This is a genomic window from Rhodopseudomonas sp. NSM, from assembly GCF_052445935.1.
Lineage (GTDB): Bacteria > Pseudomonadota > Alphaproteobacteria > Rhizobiales > Xanthobacteraceae > Rhodopseudomonas.
Map to the genome: position 1 here is coordinate 235,663 of NZ_JBQTCH010000001.1, position 17,799 is coordinate 253,461.

The window sequence follows — 17,799 nt, forward strand, 5'->3', positions numbered from 1 at the left end:
GCGCGGCCTCCGCGGCGGTCATCCTTCGAGGCCCGCGCTGCGCGCGGGCACCTCAGGATGACGGCTGTGCCGTGAAGCAACGTGGAGTCACGCCGAGCACGGCGCGCTCCCCTCCCCGTTGCGGGGAGGGGTCGGGGGTGGGGGTCCGCAGGCACTGCGCTTGTGGCAAGTGCCGTCACCCCAGCCCTCTCCCGCAAGCGGGAGAGGGAGTCAGGCTGCGACGTGGAGCGAAGGCGGTGCGCAACAATCATCCTCATGCCTCCACCGCCCTGCCCTTGAGTGCGAACAGGCCGCGGGGGCGTTTCTGGATGAACAGGATGATCAGCACCAGGATGGCGATCTTGGCCAGCACGGCGCCGGCGACCGGCTCGAGAAACTTGTTGGCGATGCCGAGCGTGAAGGCGCCGACCAGCGTGCCCCACAGATTGCCGACGCCGCCGAACACCACCACCATGAAAGAGTCGATGATGTAGCTCTGGCCCAAATTCGGACTGACGTTGTCGATCTGCGACAGCGCCACGCCGGCGATGCCGGCGATGCCGGAGCCCAAGCCGAAGGTCAGCGCGTCGACCCGCGAGGTGGCGATGCCCATCGACGCCGCCATCCGGCGGTTCTGCGTCACCGCGCGCATCTCCAGGCCGAGCGCGGTGTAGCGCAGCATCGCCAAGAGGATCACGAACACCGCGAGGGTGAAGCACAGGATCCACAGCCGGTTGTAGGTGATGGTGATCTGGCCGAGCTCGAACGCGCCGCTCATCCAGGACGGATTGCCGACCTCGCGGTTGGTCGGGCCGAACAGCGTGCGCACCGCCTGCTGCAGGATCAGCGACAGGCCCCAGGTCGCCAGCAGCGTCTCCAGCGGGCGACCGTAGAGGAAGCGGATCACGCTGCGCTCGATCAGCACGCCGATCGCCCCCGCAACCAGGAAGGCCATCGGCACCGCGATCAGCAGCGAATAGTCGAACAGCGCCGGATAGGAGGTGCGGATGGTCTCCTGCACCACGAAGGTGGTGTAGGCGCCGAGCATCACCATCTCGCCATGCGCCATGTTGATGACGCCCATCACCCCGAAGGTGATGGCGAGCCCGATCGCGGCCAGCAGCAGCACCGAGCCGAGCGAGAGGCCGTACCAGGCGTTCTGCACCATCGACCACAGCGCCAGATTGCGCTCGATCGCGGCCTTGGCGGATGCGATGCCGCTCGCCACCGCGGCGCTCTGCTCGCCCGGCACGCCGGTCAGGAGCGCCATCGCCTCCTGATCGCCGCGCGCCTTGAGGGTGGCGATGGCGTCGAGCTTGTCGACGTCGGAAGCATCCGTTTTGAACAGCAGGATCGACGCGCGGGCCTCGGCGAAGGCCTGCCGGGCGGCGGCGTTCTTCTCCGCCTTCAGCGCCGTCTCGACGGTCGGCAGCATGGTCTCGTCATGGGTCTTGAACACCGACTGCGCCGCCTGGATGCGCTTGTTCAGATCCGGCGACAGCAGCGTCAGCCCGGCCATCGCGCCGGAAACGGCGCGGCGCAGCTTGTTGTTGAGGCGGACCGCCTCGGCCTTGTCCGGCAGCGCGGCGACGGCCTCGCCGGTCACCGCATTGCTGATCGTGCCGTCCCCGGCCTTGATGAACACGGTCTTGGCGTCGGTGTCGGCGAACAATCGTCCGTCCTGCAGCGCGACGATGATGGTGGCGGCGCGCGGATTGCCGCTCGCGACCAGCTTGCCGATCGCTTCCTCGGTGTCGGAGAACGAGCCCGCGGCGAACTGCGCGACGGCGTCCTCATAGGGGCCGGCCAGCGCCGGCTGGGACGCAAGATGGAGAAAGGCGAGCGCGACGGCGGCGAATAGGATGCGCGACAGCAATGGTCGCAACAGGCGGATCAACGGCACTGAAATATCCCGGCAAGGATGAAGGTGCGGAGCATCGTGAACGTGTCGCGTCGAAAGGTGGAAGGGGCGGCGCGCGACCGGCGTCGCCGCCCTTTCCTGTTGGTGTCAGCGAGTGATCGGGCGCGCTATCAGGTGCCTGATCAAGTGCCTTGGCCGCCGCACTTCTTAGTCACGGTGTTGTAGTTGCCGCATTTCAGCGTCACCCAGTCGCCGATCAGGTCCTTGGAGCCGTCGAGCTCCTTCGACCAGGCGTCGCCGGGCACCAGGCCGGGGGTCTTCCAGACCACGTCGAACTGGCCGTCGCCCTTGATCTCGCCGATGAACACCGGCTTGGTGATGTGGTGGTTCGGCAGCATTTCCGAGGTGCCGCCGGTCAGGTTCGGCGCCTTGGTGCCGGGCAGCGTGTCGATCACCTTGTCGGCGTCGACGGTGCCGGCCTTCTCGACCGCCTTCACCCACATGTTGAAGCCGATCACGGTGGCTTCCATCGGGTCGTTGGTCACGCGCTTGGGGTTCTTGGTGTAGGCCTGCCAGGCCTTGATGAACTTCTCGTTCTCCGGGTCCTTGATCGACTGGAAGTAGTTCCACGCGGCGAGATGGCCGAGCAGCGGCTTGGTGTCGATGCCCGCGAGCTCTTCTTCGCCGACCGAGAACGCCACCACCGGAATGTCGGTGGCCTTGATGCCCTGGTTGCCGAGCTCCTTGTAGAACGGCACGTTGGCGTCGCCATTGATGGTCGACACCACGGCGGTCTTCTTGCCGGCCGAGCCGAACTTCTTGATGTCGGCGACGATGGTCTGCCAGTCGCTGTGACCAAACGGCGTGTAGTTGATCATGATGTCTTCCTGCTTGACGCCTTTCGACTTCAAGTAGGCTTCCAGAATCTTGTTCGTGGTGCGCGGATAGACGTAATCGGTGCCGGCCAGCACCCAGCGCTGCACCTTCTCTTCCTTGGCGAGATAATCCACCGCCGGGATCGCCTGCTGGTTCGGCGCCGCGCCGGTGTAGAACACGTTGCGCTCGCTCTCCTCGCCTTCGTACTGCACCGGATAGAACAGGATCGAGTTCAGCTCCTTGAACACCGGCAGCACCGACTTGCGCGACACCGAGGTCCAGCAGCCGAACACCACCGAAACCTTGTCCTTGGTGATCAGTTCACGGGCCTTCTCGGCGAACAGCGGCCAGTTCGACGCCGGATCGACCACCACCGCCTCGAGCTTCTTGCCGAGCACGCCGCCCTTCTTGTTCTGCTCGTCGATCAGGAACAGCACGGTGTCCTTCAGCGTGGTTTCGCTGATCGCCATGGTGCCGGACAAAGAGTGCAGAACGCCGACCTTGATGGTATCGTCAGCGGCCCTGGCGGGGGCGAAGGTCGACAGGCCGACAGCCAGACCGGCGGCGGCCGCCAGCCAGGTGCGCCGGCTGATCGACGTCGCCTGATGATGCTTTGATCCAATACGCATGCGGTATTATCTCCCTGACGCAGAATGGTTTGCCCCGGCCCCACGGCCGTCTGCGGCGACAGAATCGCAAGAAGCGTGCCATGCCCGGTGATGCCATTAAGGAATTGATAAGACTTCGGAAAGCGCCTCGCCCGAAAACCGCCGGGATCACGTTGCCTAAACAATGCGCAGAAAATCTGCCGGGACATTGACCACTCAGCCCACATCGTGTGCACGAACGGCAGTCTGACTAAATTCTGTTCGGCAACTGCCTGCCGCTGACGTACGATTCGACCTTGAAAGCGCCGCTTTGATGTTCCATATGTTTTGCAAGACCTTGAGAATCATCAGGTCGCCGCGAGCCGCGTGTTCTGATCCCCGTGTTCTCGATATCGGACAATTCGATATCGGAGTTCGGCTTCTGGCTCGTCTTTCAGCCGATTAGAGCCGACGCTCCAAACACGCGAGCGTCCCGGTTTGTGCGCGCACCCGACCAAAGCCGTCGGGCGCTTGCTTTCACCATGGAAAGAACCAATCTTTTGACCTCGTTTCAGGATTTCGGCCTCGCCGATCCCATCTCCCGTGCGCTTCAGGAAGAAAATTACACCGTCCCGACGCCGATCCAGGCGCAGACCATTCCTCTCGCCCTCGCCGGCCGCGATGTCGTCGGCATCGCCCAGACCGGCACCGGCAAGACCGCCTCGTTCGCGCTGCCGATCCTGCACCGCATCCTCGCGGACCGCATCAAGCCGCAGCCGAAGAACTGCCGCGTCCTGGTGCTGAGCCCGACCCGCGAACTCTCCGGGCAGATCCTCGACAGCTTCAATGCCTATGGCCGTCACATCCGCCTCAGCGCGACGCTGGCGATCGGCGGCGTGCCGATGGGCCGCCAGGTCCGCTCCCTGATGCAGGGCGTGGAAGTGCTGGTCGCAACCCCCGGCCGCCTGCTCGACCTCGTGCAGAGCAACGCGTTGCGTCTCGGCCAGGTCGAATTCCTGGTGCTCGACGAAGCCGACCGCATGCTCGACATGGGCTTCATCAACGACATCCGGAAGATCGTCGCGAAACTCCCGATCAAGCGCCAGACGCTGTTCTTCTCGGCCACAATGCCGAAGGACATCGCCGATCTCGCCGAGCAGATGCTGCGCGATCCGGCCCGCGTCGCGGTGACGCCGGTGGCCTCCACGGTCGAGCGCATCAACCAGCGCGTGATCCATCTCGATCACTCCGCCAAGCCGGCGATGCTCGCCACCATCCTGCAGCAGGACGGCGTCAATCAGGCGCTGGTGTTCACGCGCACCAAGCACGGCGCCGACAAGGTGGTGAAGGGCCTGCAGCGCGCCGGCATCGCCGCCGACGCGATCCACGGCAACAAGTCGCAGAACTATCGTGAGCGCGTGCTCGCGGCGTTCCGCACCGGCGAACTGCGCACGCTGGTCGCCACCGACATCGCCGCCCGCGGCATCGACGTCGACGGCGTCAGCCATGTGGTCAATTTCGACCTGCCGAACATTCCCGAGACCTACGTGCACCGCATCGGCCGCACCGCGCGCGCCGGCGCCGAGGGCACCGCGATCTCGCTGTGCTCCGGCGGCGAAGAGACCGGCTATCTGCGCGACATCGAGAAGCTGATCCGGATCGCGCTGCCGAAGGAAGACCATCGCACCCCGGGCGCGAAGCCCGCACCGTCGACCGCGCCGCAGCGCGGCGGACAGCGCAACGGCCAACAGCGCAGCGGCGGCCAGCGCAACGGCGCGGCGCCGCATGGTGCCCGCGGCGGCGACGCCGCTCCCGGATCGAAGGATCCGCGCCGCCCGCGGCGCGCCGGCGGACCGAACGCCGGACGCCATCCGGACGCGGCACGGCACGAGCCGGCGGCACGGCCCCAGCACGGCGGCCAGGCCGAAGGCCTGCAGGGCGTCGCATTTATGCAGCGCAAAAATGATCGCCCCGCCAAGACCACCAATCAACGCCCGCAACGCTGATCAAGCACCGATCTGGAGATCACGATGGCTAAAGAAGAGCTGATCCAGTTCGAAGGACTGGTGACCGAAATCCTTCCCGACGCGCGGTATCGTGTCCAGCTGGACGCCGGACACGAGATCGTTGCCTACACCGCAGGCAAAATGAAGAAGAACCGCATCAAGACGCTGGCCGGCGACCGGGTCACGATCGAGATGTCGCCCTACGATCTGGAGAAGGGCCGGCTGATCTTCCGCCACAAGGACGAGCGTCCGGGCGGCACCGGCGCGCCGCGCGGCGGCCCGCCGCGTGGTCAGTTCCGGCGCCGCTAGGTCGCGGCCCGAAGCTCGCACGACAGGCGCTTTGCCGGCCCCGGCAAAGCGCATCCGCCGACGATGATAAACTGCCGCATCAAAAAATCGCGCATGTCAGGATTGTTTTGAGCGCAGGCTTCGCATAATATCGGTTAATCGATTTTCGGCCGGACGACATTAGCTACTACCGGTATAGCCGGTTCAGACGCTGACGACCCTTCCAAAATTCGATCTCACCAGCCCGTCTGGTCATCAGATGGGCTCCGACTGTCTATATTGAGAAGGGACTACCCCCGTGAGCATGGGAACCGTGAAGTGGTTCAACGCGACCAAGGGCTACGGCTTCATCCAGCCGGATGATGGCGGCAACGACGTGTTCGTTCACATCAGCGCTGTCGAGCGCGCGGGCCTCGGCACGCTGCGTGAAGGCCAGAAGATCAGCTACGAAATCGTCGCCGATCGCCGTTCTGGCAAATCGTCGGCCGACAATCTGCGCGCTGCGAGCTAAGCAGAACGTCCGGACGAAGATACCGAGGCCGCGCCACAGCGCGGCCTTTTCAATTTCAGCGACTTCAATTGTGTGACGGCCGCACCCCCGTGCGGCCTTTCCAGTTTCAGGGGCTGAATTTAGGTAGCTTGAATCTCGCTGGCTTCAATTTCAGAGGCTTCAATTTCAGCAGCTTCAAATTCAGCCGGATTGCAGCTGGCGTTTCATCGATTGATCGAATTGAACCAGCCCTCGCCAAATGCACTGACTCGTCATCCTGAGAGTCCGAGCGAATCCGCAGGCCGCTAAATCCAGCCGCGTTTGAAAGCCGTTCACTTCGCAATTACTCCGTCATGGCCGGGCTCGTCCCGGCCATCCACGCCTTACTCGCGGCTTCCGCTGCAAGACGTGGATGCCCGGCACAAGGCCGGGCATGACGAGTTGAAACGACAGTGCCTGATTTCATTGGCCGCATTTTCGGTCGGACGCTGAGGAGCCCGGCGGAGCCGGGCGTCTCGAAGGCGCCGACCGGCTCAGAACGTCGGGCAGCTCGAAGTGTCGTACAGCACGCAGGTCGATTGCCGCGGCCGCGTGTAGGACTCATCGTCGAGGTCGAACTTCGGGACGAAGTAACCGACGGCCGGTTCGTATTTGTAGGTGACCTCGCTCAGGATCAGATAAGTGTTCGCGACCTTGAGCCCGTTCGGGATGGTGATCGTGTCGCCTTTCTTGCGGCTCGACGTGGTGAGCGTCGCGGTGGCGCCGTTGTCGGTCTGCACGACGGTCGCGGCCTTGCTCCACTGCACTTTCGCGACGCCGGCATTGTTGACGTAGACCTCGGAGATCGTCGCGGTCGCGGTGTTGGTCGGGTACGGCGTTAGCACGCCGTAGCTCGCGGCGAACACGTTCTGGAGGTCGCTGTCGGTCACCTTGGTCGCCTGCGACACCAGATCCGACAGCGTGCGCGACACCAGCGTCACCTTGCGGTCGATCGCGATCCCCGCCGAGAGCTCGACGGTGGCGAAGAACATCAGCAGCATCAGCGGGACGATGAAGGCGAATTCGGTCGCCGCGATTCCGCTGCGGTCCTTCGCCAGCCGCCCGCCGCAGCGGCGCGCATCGACCCAGATCTTCACCAGCGCATCCATCGGTCGATCCTATTTGCTGTAAGGCTCGTTGCGGAACGCCGCGGTCGCACTCAGCAGCCGCTTGCTACCGGCAAGATTGGCGCTGTTCCAGCCGAGCCCGGTGACGAACAGCGGCCACTGGTAGAACGCCCGCACCACCACGATGTCGCCGGCATTGCCGGGACTGTACTGCATGTTGTCGATGAAGGCCTTGGTCTTGGGATCGATCGGCGTGGTGATCTTCACCGTCGAGAAGTCGCTGCCATAGCTCTGCACGTCGACATAGATACCGTCGCAGGTGAACAGCGCCTTGAGCCGGGTGCAAACCTCAGTCTTGAACTTTCCCTGGGAAAAGGACGCCGTCTGGGCCTGGCCGGTGAGGATCAAACGCGCCGAGTCCTGCACCGCGGTCTCGAGCGACTGGCCGGCGAGGAAGACGAAGGCTGTTTCGATGATCGCGAACAGCAGTCCGATGAAGACCGGCGCGACCATCGCGAATTCGATCGCCGCCGATCCACGGCGATTGCGACCGAACCGCCGCGCCCGCGCCGCTGCGCGCGAAATCAGTAACGACATCATCGACGGACTCTCGGAATCGGACGGACTGGACTGCGAGGTACGTTAGTCGAAACTGATTGTGGAAGTGTTTCGCCGGATCGGAACAAAATCGACCGCGCCGTTAGGGCAGGATTAACCACGACGCACGCAACGCCGCGGTTCTTGGCGGCGCGACGGCGGCCTGTGCGGTCGCAGCCGGCGATCCACTCTCTATTGCAGCGTCGCCATCGATCTGCCTGAGTGATGGCCCGGCTCGGCTCAGTCTGCTTTGGGACCCGCCCCGGCGCCGGTCGCCTGCTCGTTGAATCGTCCGGCCTGTTCGAGGGTGGATTTGAAATACGCTTCGGAATCGCCGAGCGTGATGCGGCGCTGGCACGCCGGCATGCAGCTGTAGGATTCGCGGCTGACGCCGCGATACACCGTCACCACATTGTCCATCGGACCCGCGACCTGGATCAGCCGGTCGGCGATCACCGTCCCCTTGCGGTCCATCGCGATCACATTGGTGGCGCCGTAGCCCTTGCCGGTGACGACGACCATGCCGCCGGGCTGCAGCGCGACGTCGGCGATCAGCGGATTGCCGACCACCAGCGTCGAGATGTTCTGCGGGAGCCTGATCAGCTTGGCCTGATCGACATTGACCGAAATGGTGTCTTCGGTGCCCGCCGACACGGCGGACAAAGACATCAGACCGAACACGAAAGAAGACATCATGAGCGCTGCGCGCATCCGGCGCGAGGAGCTGGTCGACATACTGTACTCCGGGACATCAACGAGCCGGCAAAAGCAGATACGCAGCGGGCCGGCGCCCGACATGGCGAAGGTGCCGTTAATTGATGAACGAACCGCAAACGCGTTGCATCGAATTCGCGACAGTGTGTCCGAATACGACGCGGCCGCGGTGCAAATGCAATCAGGATGGGTAGTCCGTTGCCGCGATCGATCGACTTTTCATCAGTTTAATCCGGCATTTACCGTACCCAAGAAGTGGCCGTAAAACGCGTGTTTCTGCAATCGAATTAACTGCGCTGCAATTTCCCGATCCTAGGGTAACGCCATGGTCGCGGTGCTGAGAACGCCGGAAAGACCAAAGCTAGTTCGACAGCCACGTACATGGAGCTCCACAATGAAGACCATTTTCGCTCGTTTCGTTAAGGACGAATCCGGCGCCACCGCGATCGAATACGGCCTGATCGCCGCCGGCATCGCGCTGGCCATCATCGCCGTGATCAACGGCATGGGCACCAAGCTGAACACCGCCTTCACGAGCATCAACACCCAGCTCAAGTAAGCGGCCGCCGGGTTCTCCAAGAAAGGCTCCGGCGTGCCGGGGCCTTTTTTATTTCCCGACCTCCCTGCCGGTCGACGGCGATCGAGTTTGCGTGACATGAATCGGTTCGATCCGGCAGCAGCCGACAAGGCCCACCCCGCAATCCGCGACGTCGCGGCCCTGCAGGCGGTGTGCGCGGCGCTGGCGCTCGGCATCCTCGCGATCGCGGTGCGGATCGCCGCGGTCTGGTGAGCGGCCGCCGTCGTTTTCCGATCATTCACTTCTGCGCGCTAGGCTGACCCGCGCGTGTCGCGGCGGCGTTGCGGCCGCCTTTGCCCGGCCCTTCGGCGAGACCCGATCATGATCGCTGACCTTCTCCGCCTGCTGCTGTTCCCCGCGCTGATGGCGTTCGCCGCGGCCAGCGACCTGTTCACGATGACGATTTCCAATCGCGTCTCGCTGCTGCTGGTGGCGGGCTTCCTGGTGCTCGCGCCGATGTCGGGAATGAGCCTCGCCGCCTTCGGCCTGCATCTCGGCGCCGGCATGGCGGTGCTGGCGGTCGCGTTCGGATGCTTCGCGATGGGCTGGATCGGCGGCGGCGACGCCAAGGTCGCGGCGGCGGCGGCGCTGTGGTTCGGGTTCGACCATCTGATGGATTTTCTGCTCTACGCCTCGCTGTTCGGCGGCGCGCTGACGTTGCTGCTGCTGAGCTTCCGGCAGTGGCCGCTGCCCTATCCGCTCGCCGGCCAGAGCTGGCTGCTACGACTTCACGCCAAGGAGACCGGCATCCCCTACGGCATCGCGCTCGCGATCGGCGCGCTCGCGGTGTATCCGCAGACCGACTGGATCCGCGCGGTGGATCTCGCCCGGTTCGCGCTGCCCTGATGGCGCAGAAAGTTCTCGTTAACGCGATTTAGATACGCCTCATTAACCATGCCTTGACGATTAGCTGGTCAACTCCCGGTACTGCGGCGTGGTCCGTCGCCGAGTTACCCGGGAAGTAAAGCGTATGAATACCGCGCGCATCGTCGTTCTTGTCATTGCTGTCAGCGCCGGCGCCGTCGCCGCCTATCTGGCGAGCGGCATCGGCGGACAGGAGACCGCCGGCCCGGCCGCGCCCGTCGCGCAACTCGCGACGGTCGAGGTGCTGGTCGCGAAGTCCGACATTCCGCTCGGCCAGCCGGTCGGCCCCGAGGACGTGCAGTGGCAGACCTGGCCGGCCGCCACCGCCAGCTCCAATTTCATTCTTCGCAACGAACGCCCGGATGCCAGCATTCAACTGGCCGGCTCGATCGCGCGCTCGCCCTTCATCGCCGGCGAGCCGATCCGCGAGCAGAAACTGGTGAAGTCGAACGGCTCCGGATTCATGGCCGCGATCCTGCCGACCGGGATGCGCGCGATCTCGACGGAAATCTCGCCGGAGACCGGCGCCGGCGGCTTCATCCTGCCGAACGATCGCGTCGACGTCATCCTGTCGAAGCGCGACCAGAATCCCGACCGGAAGGGCGGCGACGTCGTCAACTCCGAGATCATCCTCAGCAACGTGCGCATTCTCGCGATCGACCAGACCGTCGAGGAAAAGAACGGCCAGAAGGTCGTGGTCGGCAAGACCGCGACGCTCGAACTGAAGCCCGATCAGGCGGAATTCCTGGCGCGCGCGCGGCAGAGCGGCACCCTGTCGCTGGCGCTGCGCAGCCTCGCCGACGCCAACGCCCCGGCCCAGACCGAAGAGATCGGCGGCAAGCGGGACAGCATCAACGTCGTGCGGTTCGGCGTTTCCACGCCGACGTCGACGCCGAAGTGATCAGGGGACGGATATGAGCTGCGGCACCAATCACCGATTCATCCGGACGCTGAAAGGCACGGCGATGGCGCTTTCCGCCGTCGTCGCGCTGACGCTGCTGCCGACCTGGACGCCGGTGAAGGCCAGCGACTATCGCGCGACCGCGGCGCAGACGGGCGGCTCCGGACTGAACGCGCGGCCGCTCGCGCTCGGCATCGGCAAATCGGTGGTGATCGACCTGCCGCGCGACATCAAGGACGTGCTGGTCGCCGATCCGAAGATCGCGAACGCCGTGGTGCGGTCGGCGCAGCGCGCCTACATCATCGGCGCCGCGGTCGGCCAGACCAACATCGTGTTCTTCGACTCCACCGGCCAGCAGATCGCCGCCTACGACATCGCGGTGACCCGCGATCTCAACGGCATCCGCACCGCGCTGCGGCAGTCGATCCCGAATGCCGACATCCACGTCGAGGGCCTCGGCGACGGCGTGATCCTGATGGGCTCGGTGGCGACGCCGATCGAGGCGCAGCAGGCCGCCGACCTCGCCGCGCGGCTCGCCGGCGATGCGAGCAAGGTGGTCAACAACATCGCGATCCGCGGTCGCGACCAGGTGATGCTGAAGATCACCGTCGCCGAAGTGCAGCGCGACGTCATCAAGCAGCTCGGCGTCGATCTGACCGCCAATCTGAGCTACGGCACCTCGGTGGTGAATTTCACCAACACCAACCCGTTCACCCAGTCCGGCTCGGCGCTGGTCTCGGGCAACGCCCTGACGACGTCGTTCGGCAACGGGCCGTCGATCACGGCGACGCTGAAGGCGATGGAAAGCGCCGGCGTGGTGCGGACGCTGGCCGAGCCGAACCTGACCGCGATCTCCGGCGAACCGGCGAGCTTCCTCGCCGGCGGCGAATTTCCGGTGCCCAGCGGCGTGACCTGTACGGCCAGCCTCTGCACCCCCTCGGTGACCTTCAAGAAATTCGGCGTGCTGCTCAACTTCACGCCGGTGGTGCTGACCGAGGGCCGGATCAGCCTGAAAGTGGCGACCGAGGTCTCCGAGGTCTCGAGCGACAATTCGATCACCATCAGCGGCCTGGCGGTGCCCTCGATCAAGACGCGCCGGGTCGACAGCACGGTGGAAATTCCCTCGGGCGGCTCGCTGGCGATGGCCGGCCTGATCCAGGAACAGACCAAGCAGGCGATCAACGGCCTGCCGGGCATGACCCAGCTGCCGATCCTCGGCACGCTGTTCCGCAGCCGCGACTACATCAACCGCCAGACCGAACTGATGGTTCTGGTGACGCCCTATGTGGTGCGCGCCGTGGCGCCGAAGGATCTGTCGCGGCCCGACGACGGCTTCGCCGACGCCTCCGATCCGCAGTCCGATCTGCTCGGCAGCATCAACAAGATCTACGGCGTCCCCGGCCGCACCGGCCAGAGCCAGACCTACCGGGGCCGGTTCGGCTTCATCACCGACTGAGCGGGACGAGGACAGGACGATGACATCCAGGACACCCGCCCGTGCCATCCGCGGCCTCGCCTATGGGGCCGCTCTGATCGCCGTATCGCTGTCTATGGGCGCATGCACCCACACCAGCGCCAACGACGAGGTCACCGCGAGCATTCCCAACGACTACCGGCAGCGCCACCCGATCGCGATCCAGGAAGCGGATCGCAGCGTCGTGGTGTTCGTCGGCAACGGCCGCGGCGGCCTGACCACGCCCCAGCGCGCCGACGTCGTCGCATTCGGCCGCGACTGGCTGCGCGAAGGCACCGGCTCGATCATCGCCGAAGTGCCCTCCGGCACCCCGAACGCCCGCGCCGCGGGCGAGACGATGCGCGAGATCCAGTCGCTGCTGGTCGCCGGCGGCGTGCCGGCGCGCGGCGTCATCGTCAAGTCCTATCACCCCGCCGATCAGCGCGCCTTCGCGGCGATCCGCCTGCTCTATCCGAAGGTCGCCGCGGTCGCCGGCCCGTGCGGGCTGTGGCCCGAGGACATCGGCCCGTCGATCAAGAACAAGGGCTATCTGGAGAACAAGCCGTACTGGAATTTCGGCTGCGCCAATCAGCGCAACCTCGCCGCCATGGTGGATAATCCGTCGGATCTGGTGCAGCCGCGGCCGGAGACACCGCCCTACACGGCGCGCCGCGGCGTCACCTTCGAGACCTACCGGACCACCAAGCCCGAAGCCACCGCGAAGGCCCAAGTGAGCAACGTCGGACCATGATCAGCTACGGACGCCAGAACCAGGACGAGCTTGCGGACGGCGCGCCGACCGGCGCCGCGGCACCGGACGAGCACATCGCGCCGGCGCCCCGGGTCTCGGTCCAGGCCTTCTGCGAGTCGGTCGACACCGCCGCGGCGGTGCAGGCCGCCGGCGAAGACCGCCGCCTCGCCAAGGCGCATCTGAAGATCCAGATGGGCGGCATGATCGCTGCGATCGAGGCGTATCGCTCGGCGCCGACGCCCAACGTCATCATCCTGGAGACCGACCCGCGCAACGACGTGCTCGCCGGCCTCGATCAGCTCGCCACCGTGTGCGATCCCGGCACCCGCGTCATCGTGATCGGCAAGGTCAACGACGTCACGCTGTATCGCGAACTGGTGCGACGCGGCGTCAGCGACTACGCCATCACGCCGGTCGAGCCGATCGACGTCGTGCGTTCGATCTGCAACCTGTTCTCCGCGCCGGAGGCCAAGGCGGTCGGCCGCATCATCGCCGTGGTCGGCGCCAAGGGCGGCGTCGGCGCCTCGACCATCGCGCACAACGTCGCCTGGGCGATCGCGCGCGATCTCGCGCTCGACTCCGTGGTCGCCGATCTCGACCTCGCCTTCGGCACCGCCGGGCTCGACTACAACCAGGACCCGCCGCAGGGCATCGCCGAGGCGGTGTTCTCGCCGGACCGTGTCGACACCGCCTTCGTCGACCGCCTGCTGTCGAAATGCACCGACCATCTCAGCCTGCTGGCCGCGCCGGCGACGCTGGACCGGGTCTACGATTTCGGCACCGAAGCGTTCGACACGATCTTCGATACGCTGCGCTCGACGATGCCCTGCATCGTGCTCGACGTACCGCATCAATGGACCGGCTGGACCAAGCGGGCGCTGATCAACGCCGACGACATCCTGATCGTCGCGACGCCGGACCTCGCCAATCTGCGCAACACCAAGAACCTGTACGACCTGCTGAAGGCGTCGCGCCCGAACGACCGGCCGCCGCTGTACTGCCTGAACCAGGTCGGCGTGCCGAAGCGGCCGGAGATCAATTCCGGCGAATTCGCCAAGGCGATCGAGAGCCCGCCGATCGTCTCGATCCCGTTCGACCCGCAGATGTTCGGCGCCGCCGCCAACAACGGGCAGATGATCGCCGAGATCGCGGCGAGCCACAAGACCACGGAGATGTTCCTGCAGATCGCCCAGCGGCTGACGGGACGCGGCGAAGCCAAGAAGCCGAAGGGCGGATTCCTGTCGCCGATTCTGGAGAAGCTGCGGGCCAGATAAGTCGCCCATCGGAGTGTCGTCGTGTTTGGTAAGCGTAGCGGTACAGATCAAGAGGTGCGTGCTTCGAAGCCGGTGAGCCCGGCTCCGGAACCGAAGTCGCGTGCGCCCGAGGCGCCGTCGGCGATCGCCTCGCCGCCTCTGGCGCCGGCCCGCAGCGCGCCGCCGCCGCAGGTCGAGACCCGCCGCTCCGACAGCTACTACCAGGTCAAGGCGACGATCTTCGGCGCGCTGATCGAGGCGATCGACCTCGCGCAACTCGCCAAGCTCGACGCCGAGTCTGCGCGCGAGGAAATCCGCGACATCGTCAACGAGATCATCGCGATCAAGAACATCGTGATGTCGATCGCCGAGCAGGAGGAACTGCTCGACGACATCTGCAACGACGTGCTCGGCTACGGCCCGCTGGAGCCGCTGCTGTCGCGCGACGACATCTCCGACATCATGGTCAACGGCGCCGGCACGGTGTTCATCGAAGTCGCCGGCCGGATCCAGCGCACCGGCATCCGCTTCCGCGACAACCAGCAACTGCTGAACATCTGCCAGCGCATCGTCAGCCAGGTCGGCCGGCGCGTCGACGAATCCTCGCCGATCTGCGACGCCCGCCTCGCCGACGGCAGCCGCGTCAACGCCATCGTGCCGCCGCTGGCGATCGACGGCCCCGCGCTCACCATCCGTAAATTCAAGAAGGACAAGCTGACGCTCGACCAGCTCGTCAGGTTCGGCGCGATCTCGCCGGAGGGCGCGCAGATCCTGCAGATCATCGGCCGCACCCGCTGCAACGTGCTGATCTCCGGCGGCACCGGCTCGGGCAAGACCACGCTGCTGAACTGCCTGACCAACTACATCGACGACGACGAGCGCATCATCACCTGCGAGGACGCCGCCGAACTGCAACTGCAGCAGCCCCACGTGGTGCGCCTCGAAACCAGGCCGCCGAACATCGAGGGCGAAGGCCAGGTGACGATGCGCGAACTGGTGCGCAACTGCCTGCGCATGCGGCCGGAGCGGATCATCGTCGGCGAAGTCCGCGGACCCGAGGCGTTCGACCTGTTGCAGGCGATGAACACCGGCCATGACGGCTCGATGGGCACGCTGCACGCCAACAACCCGCGCGAGGCGCTGTCGCGCTGCGAATCGATGATCACGATGGGCGGCTTCTCGCTGCCGTCGCGCACCATCCGCGAGATGATCTGCGCCTCGATCGACGTCATCATCCAGGCCGCGCGGCTGCGCGACGGCTCGCGCCGGATCACCCACATCACCGAAGTGATGGGGATGGAAGGCGACACCATCATCACCCAGGATCTGTTCATCTACGACATCATCGGCGAGGACGCCAACGGCCACATCGTCGGCCGGCATCGCTCGACCGGGATCGGCCGACCGCGCTTCTGGGAACGCGCGCGCTATTACGGCGAGGAGAAGCGGCTCGCCGCGGCGCTCGACGCCGCCGAAGTCGCAGCCGTCACCTGAGGGAGCGATCGATGCAGATGCAATCGCTGGCCCTCGGTTTCCTCGCCGCCGTCTCCGTCGGCGGGCTGGCGTGGGTGTTCATCTATCCGCTGCTGTCCGGCGAGAAGCAGGCCGAGCAACGCCGGACATCGGTCGCGCGCACGACGCCGGCGGTCCGCCAGATCGAGAAATCGCAGCGCTCGCGCCGCGAGCAGGTCGAAGGATCACTGCGCGAGATCGAGGCGCGCAACCAGAAGCAGAAGAACGTTCCGCTCGGCACCAAACTGGCGCAGGCCGGGCTGGACTGGACGCCGAACAAGTTCATCGGCGTGTCGGCGGGGCTCGGGGTCGTGGCGTTCGCCGTCACCATGGTGCTCGGCGGCGGGCTGCTCGCCGCGGCGGGACTGGCCTTCGCCGCCGGTTTCGGCCTGCCGCGCTGGATGCTGGGCTACCTGAAGAAGCGCCGCGAAAAGAAATTCCTCAACGCGCTGCCCGACGCCGTCGACGTGATCGTGCGCGGCATCAAGGCCGGGCTGCCGCTGTTCGACTCGCTCAAGGTGGTCGCGGCGGATTCGCCGGAGCCGTTGAAGAGCGAGTTCAACGCCATCATCGAAACCCAGGCGATCGGCATGCCGCTCGGCGAGGCCTGCGCCCGGCTGTACGACCGGATGCCGGTGCCGGAAGCCAATTTCTTCGGCATCGTGATCACGATCCAGCAGAAGTCCGGCGGCAATCTGTCGGAAGCGCTCGGCAACCTCTCCAAGGTGCTGCGCGACCGCAAGAAGATGGCCGAGAAGATCCAGGCGATGTCGATGGAGGCCAAGGCTTCGGCGGCGATCATCGGTTCGCTGCCGCCGATCGTGATGCTGCTGGTGTATCTGTCGACGCCGGACTACATCGCGCTGCTGTGGACCCACCCGACCGGCCGGCTGATGCTGGCCGGCTGCGTGCTGTGGATGACCGCCGGCATCCTGGTGATGAAGAAGATGATCAATTTCGATTTCTGAAGGCGGCCGCGATGATCGACTTGCTGATCGAGAAATTTCACGACGCCCGCTTCATGACGATGCTGCTGGCGGCGATCGCCGTCGGCGCCACGGTGTATACGCTGGTGATGCCGCTGTTCGTCGGCGAGACGCTGGCCAAGCGGATGAAGGCGGTCGGCAGCGAGCGCGAGAGGATCCGCCAGCGCGAGCGCGACCGGCTCACCAAGGCCGAGCGGGTGTCGCTGCGGCAGGCGCCCAAGCAGTTCGTCGCCAAGGTGGTCGAGGACCTCAACCTCGGCAAATGGGTCGCGCAGGAAAGCGCGCGCGACAAGCTGGTGATGGCGGGCTATCGCGGCCAGGCGCCCTACGTCACCTTCCTGTTCTTCCGCATGGTGATGCCGATCGTGTTCGGCCTCGCGGCGGCGGTCTACGTGTTCGTGCTGTCGAACATGGAGCAGTCGACGCCGATCAAGGTCGGCATCTGCATCGCCGGCGTGTTTCTCGGCATGCAGGCGCCGATGCTGTTTCTGAAGAACGCCATCACCAAGCGCCAGCTCTCGATCCGGCGCGCGTTTCCCGACGCGCTCGACCTGCTGCTGATCTGCATCGAATCCGGCATGTCGATCGAGGCGGCGTTCCGCAAGGTCGCGGTCGAGATCGGCACCCAGTCGATCCCGCTGGCGGAGGAATTCACGCTGACGACGGCCGAACTCTCCTATCTGCCCGACCGCAAGCAGGCCTACGAGAACCTCTCGGCGCGCACCGGGCTGGAGGGCGTCAAGTCGGTCTGCCTCGCCCTGCAGCAGTCGGAACGCTACGGCACGCCGCTCAGCCAGAGCCTGCGGGTGATGGCGCAGGAAAACCGCGACATGCGGATGAACGACGCCGAGAAGAAGGCCGCCGCATTGCCGCCGAAGCTGACGGTGCCGATGATCCTGTTCTTCCTGCCGGTGCTGTTCGTGGTGATCCTCGGGCCGACCGGGATCAGAGTCGCGGCGATGCAGTGAGCGCACGGCGCGGCGACGCGATCGCGGCGC

At 65.5% G+C, this 17,799-nt stretch carries 19 protein-coding genes; 14 read left to right on the forward strand and 5 right to left on the reverse strand.

Annotated features, from left to right (window positions below; translation table 11 throughout):
- Positions 1-253: 253 nt before the first annotated feature.
- Positions 254-1,855 carry an urea ABC transporter permease subunit UrtB gene (urtB, locus tag ACTZWT_RS01090; protein ID WP_444768441.1) on the reverse strand — a complete coding sequence of 534 codons (1,602 nt, stop codon included), beginning with the start codon at positions 1,853-1,855 and terminating at the stop codon, positions 254-256.
- Positions 1,856-2,022: 167 nt separating this feature from the next.
- Positions 2,023-3,345, reverse strand: a complete 1,323-nt coding sequence (gene urtA / locus ACTZWT_RS01095) for an urea ABC transporter substrate-binding protein (RefSeq protein WP_444767878.1) — start codon at positions 3,343-3,345, stop codon at positions 2,023-2,025.
- 500 nt (positions 3,346-3,845) lie between these two features.
- On the opposite strand from urtA, the gene ACTZWT_RS01100 reads away from it, so the two are divergent.
- The 3 genes from ACTZWT_RS01100 (at position 3,846) to ACTZWT_RS01110 (ending at position 6,108) form a co-directional block, all read left to right on the forward strand.
- Positions 3,846-5,309, forward strand: a complete 1,464-nt coding sequence (locus ACTZWT_RS01100; protein ID WP_444767879.1) for a DEAD/DEAH box helicase — start codon at positions 3,846-3,848, stop codon at positions 5,307-5,309.
- 24 nt (positions 5,310-5,333) lie between these two features.
- Positions 5,334-5,618, forward strand: coding sequence for a translation initiation factor IF-1 (infA, locus tag ACTZWT_RS01105; RefSeq protein WP_119856567.1), 285 nt, complete (start codon positions 5,334-5,336; stop codon positions 5,616-5,618).
- A gap of 277 nt (positions 5,619-5,895) precedes the next feature.
- On the forward strand, positions 5,896-6,108 hold the full coding sequence (locus tag ACTZWT_RS01110; RefSeq protein ID WP_011440687.1) for a cold-shock protein: 213 nt from the start codon (positions 5,896-5,898) through the stop codon (positions 6,106-6,108).
- 512 nt (positions 6,109-6,620) lie between these two features.
- Here the strand turns inward: ACTZWT_RS01110 and ACTZWT_RS01115 are convergent.
- The 3 genes from ACTZWT_RS01115 to ACTZWT_RS01125 form a co-directional block, all read right to left on the reverse strand.
- Positions 6,621-7,235 (reverse strand): TadE/TadG family type IV pilus assembly protein, encoded by a 615-nt coding sequence (locus ACTZWT_RS01115; RefSeq protein ID WP_444767880.1) that lies wholly within the window; start codon positions 7,233-7,235, stop codon positions 6,621-6,623.
- A 9-nt stretch (positions 7,236-7,244) separates the two neighbouring features.
- Positions 7,245-7,793, reverse strand: coding sequence for a TadE/TadG family type IV pilus assembly protein (locus tag ACTZWT_RS01120; RefSeq protein ID WP_444767881.1), 549 nt, complete (start codon positions 7,791-7,793; stop codon positions 7,245-7,247).
- Positions 7,794-8,030: 237 nt separating this feature from the next.
- The gene (locus tag ACTZWT_RS01125; protein ID WP_444767882.1) at positions 8,031-8,525 is read right to left on the reverse strand and encodes a pilus assembly protein N-terminal domain-containing protein; all 495 of its coding nucleotides are present in this window, start codon (positions 8,523-8,525) and stop codon (positions 8,031-8,033) included.
- Between ACTZWT_RS01125 and ACTZWT_RS01130 the strand changes: the two genes are divergently transcribed.
- The 11 genes from ACTZWT_RS01130 to ACTZWT_RS01180 all read left to right on the forward strand — a co-directional run bounded on the left by ACTZWT_RS01130 (position 8,485) and on the right by ACTZWT_RS01180 (position 17,769).
- Positions 8,485-8,769: a hypothetical protein gene (locus ACTZWT_RS01130; protein WP_444768478.1), complete on the forward strand. Its 285-nt coding sequence runs from the start codon at positions 8,485-8,487 to the stop codon at positions 8,767-8,769. The two genes, ACTZWT_RS01125 and ACTZWT_RS01130, sit on opposite strands and share 41 nt — an antisense overlap.
- A 129-nt stretch (positions 8,770-8,898) precedes the next feature.
- Complete coding sequence (locus tag ACTZWT_RS01135; RefSeq protein ID WP_444767883.1) at positions 8,899-9,063, forward strand: Flp family type IVb pilin; 165 nt, start codon at positions 8,899-8,901, stop codon at positions 9,061-9,063.
- Between the two features lie 96 nt (positions 9,064-9,159).
- Entirely contained in the window at positions 9,160-9,294 is a 135-nt protein-coding gene (locus ACTZWT_RS01140) for a hypothetical protein (RefSeq protein ID WP_444767884.1), read from the forward strand.
- A gap of 108 nt (positions 9,295-9,402) precedes the next feature.
- On the forward strand, positions 9,403-9,927 hold the full coding sequence (locus ACTZWT_RS01145; protein WP_444767885.1) for an A24 family peptidase: 525 nt from the start codon (positions 9,403-9,405) through the stop codon (positions 9,925-9,927).
- Positions 9,928-10,051: 124 nt separating this feature from the next.
- A complete protein-coding gene (gene cpaB / locus ACTZWT_RS01150) occupies positions 10,052-10,846 on the forward strand; it encodes a Flp pilus assembly protein CpaB (protein ID WP_444767886.1) in 795 nt (264 codons plus the stop codon).
- 13 nt (positions 10,847-10,859) lie between these two features.
- Complete coding sequence (locus ACTZWT_RS01155; RefSeq protein WP_444767887.1) at positions 10,860-12,302, forward strand: type II and III secretion system protein family protein; 1,443 nt, start codon at positions 10,860-10,862, stop codon at positions 12,300-12,302.
- 19 nt (positions 12,303-12,321) lie between these two features.
- On the forward strand, positions 12,322-13,050 hold the full coding sequence (locus ACTZWT_RS01160) for a CpaD family pilus assembly protein (protein WP_444767888.1): 729 nt from the start codon (positions 12,322-12,324) through the stop codon (positions 13,048-13,050).
- Complete coding sequence (locus ACTZWT_RS01165; protein ID WP_444767889.1) at positions 13,047-14,324, forward strand: AAA family ATPase; 1,278 nt, start codon at positions 13,047-13,049, stop codon at positions 14,322-14,324. Before ACTZWT_RS01160 ends, ACTZWT_RS01165 begins: the two co-directional genes overlap by 4 nt.
- Positions 14,325-14,345: 21 nt before the next feature.
- Positions 14,346-15,797 carry an ATPase, T2SS/T4P/T4SS family gene (locus ACTZWT_RS01170; RefSeq protein ID WP_444767890.1) on the forward strand — a complete coding sequence of 484 codons (1,452 nt, stop codon included), beginning with the start codon at positions 14,346-14,348 and terminating at the stop codon, positions 15,795-15,797.
- A gap of 11 nt (positions 15,798-15,808) precedes the next feature.
- Positions 15,809-16,783: a type II secretion system F family protein gene (locus tag ACTZWT_RS01175; protein WP_444767891.1), complete on the forward strand. Its 975-nt coding sequence runs from the start codon at positions 15,809-15,811 to the stop codon at positions 16,781-16,783.
- Between the two features lie 11 nt (positions 16,784-16,794).
- The gene (locus ACTZWT_RS01180) at positions 16,795-17,769 is read left to right on the forward strand and encodes a type II secretion system F family protein (protein WP_444767892.1); all 975 of its coding nucleotides are present in this window, start codon (positions 16,795-16,797) and stop codon (positions 17,767-17,769) included.
- Positions 17,770-17,799: the final 30 nt, after the last annotated feature.

What these genes read in the sequence shown, in the direction of transcription:
- infA (WP_119856567.1), top strand. Translation starts at nt 5,334, where the DNA reads ATGGCTAAAGAAGAGCTGATCCAGTTCGAAGGACTGGTGACCGAAATC.
- urtA (WP_444767878.1), bottom strand. Translation starts at nt 3,345, where the DNA reads ATGCGTATTGGATCAAAGCATCATCAGGCGACGTCGATCAGCCGGCGC.
- ACTZWT_RS01130 (WP_444768478.1), top strand. Translation starts at nt 8,485, where the DNA reads ATGAGCGCTGCGCGCATCCGGCGCGAGGAGCTGGTCGACATACTGTAC.
- ACTZWT_RS01180 (WP_444767892.1), top strand. Translation starts at nt 16,795, where the DNA reads ATGATCGACTTGCTGATCGAGAAATTTCACGACGCCCGCTTCATGACG.
- ACTZWT_RS01120 (WP_444767881.1), bottom strand. Translation starts at nt 7,793, where the DNA reads ATGATGTCGTTACTGATTTCGCGCGCAGCGGCGCGGGCGCGGCGGTTC.
- ACTZWT_RS01160 (WP_444767888.1), top strand. Translation starts at nt 12,322, where the DNA reads ATGACATCCAGGACACCCGCCCGTGCCATCCGCGGCCTCGCCTATGGG.
- ACTZWT_RS01165 (WP_444767889.1), top strand. Translation starts at nt 13,047, where the DNA reads ATGATCAGCTACGGACGCCAGAACCAGGACGAGCTTGCGGACGGCGCG.
- ACTZWT_RS01135 (WP_444767883.1), top strand. Translation starts at nt 8,899, where the DNA reads ATGAAGACCATTTTCGCTCGTTTCGTTAAGGACGAATCCGGCGCCACC.
- ACTZWT_RS01125 (WP_444767882.1), bottom strand. Translation starts at nt 8,525, where the DNA reads ATGTCGACCAGCTCCTCGCGCCGGATGCGCGCAGCGCTCATGATGTCT.
- ACTZWT_RS01100 (WP_444767879.1), top strand. Translation starts at nt 3,846, where the DNA reads ATGGAAAGAACCAATCTTTTGACCTCGTTTCAGGATTTCGGCCTCGCC.
- ACTZWT_RS01175 (WP_444767891.1), top strand. Translation starts at nt 15,809, where the DNA reads ATGCAGATGCAATCGCTGGCCCTCGGTTTCCTCGCCGCCGTCTCCGTC.
- ACTZWT_RS01145 (WP_444767885.1), top strand. Translation starts at nt 9,403, where the DNA reads ATGATCGCTGACCTTCTCCGCCTGCTGCTGTTCCCCGCGCTGATGGCG.
- ACTZWT_RS01155 (WP_444767887.1), top strand. Translation starts at nt 10,860, where the DNA reads ATGAGCTGCGGCACCAATCACCGATTCATCCGGACGCTGAAAGGCACG.
- cpaB (WP_444767886.1), top strand. Translation starts at nt 10,052, where the DNA reads ATGAATACCGCGCGCATCGTCGTTCTTGTCATTGCTGTCAGCGCCGGC.
- ACTZWT_RS01140 (WP_444767884.1), top strand. Translation starts at nt 9,160, where the DNA reads ATGAATCGGTTCGATCCGGCAGCAGCCGACAAGGCCCACCCCGCAATC.
- ACTZWT_RS01115 (WP_444767880.1), bottom strand. Translation starts at nt 7,235, where the DNA reads ATGGATGCGCTGGTGAAGATCTGGGTCGATGCGCGCCGCTGCGGCGGG.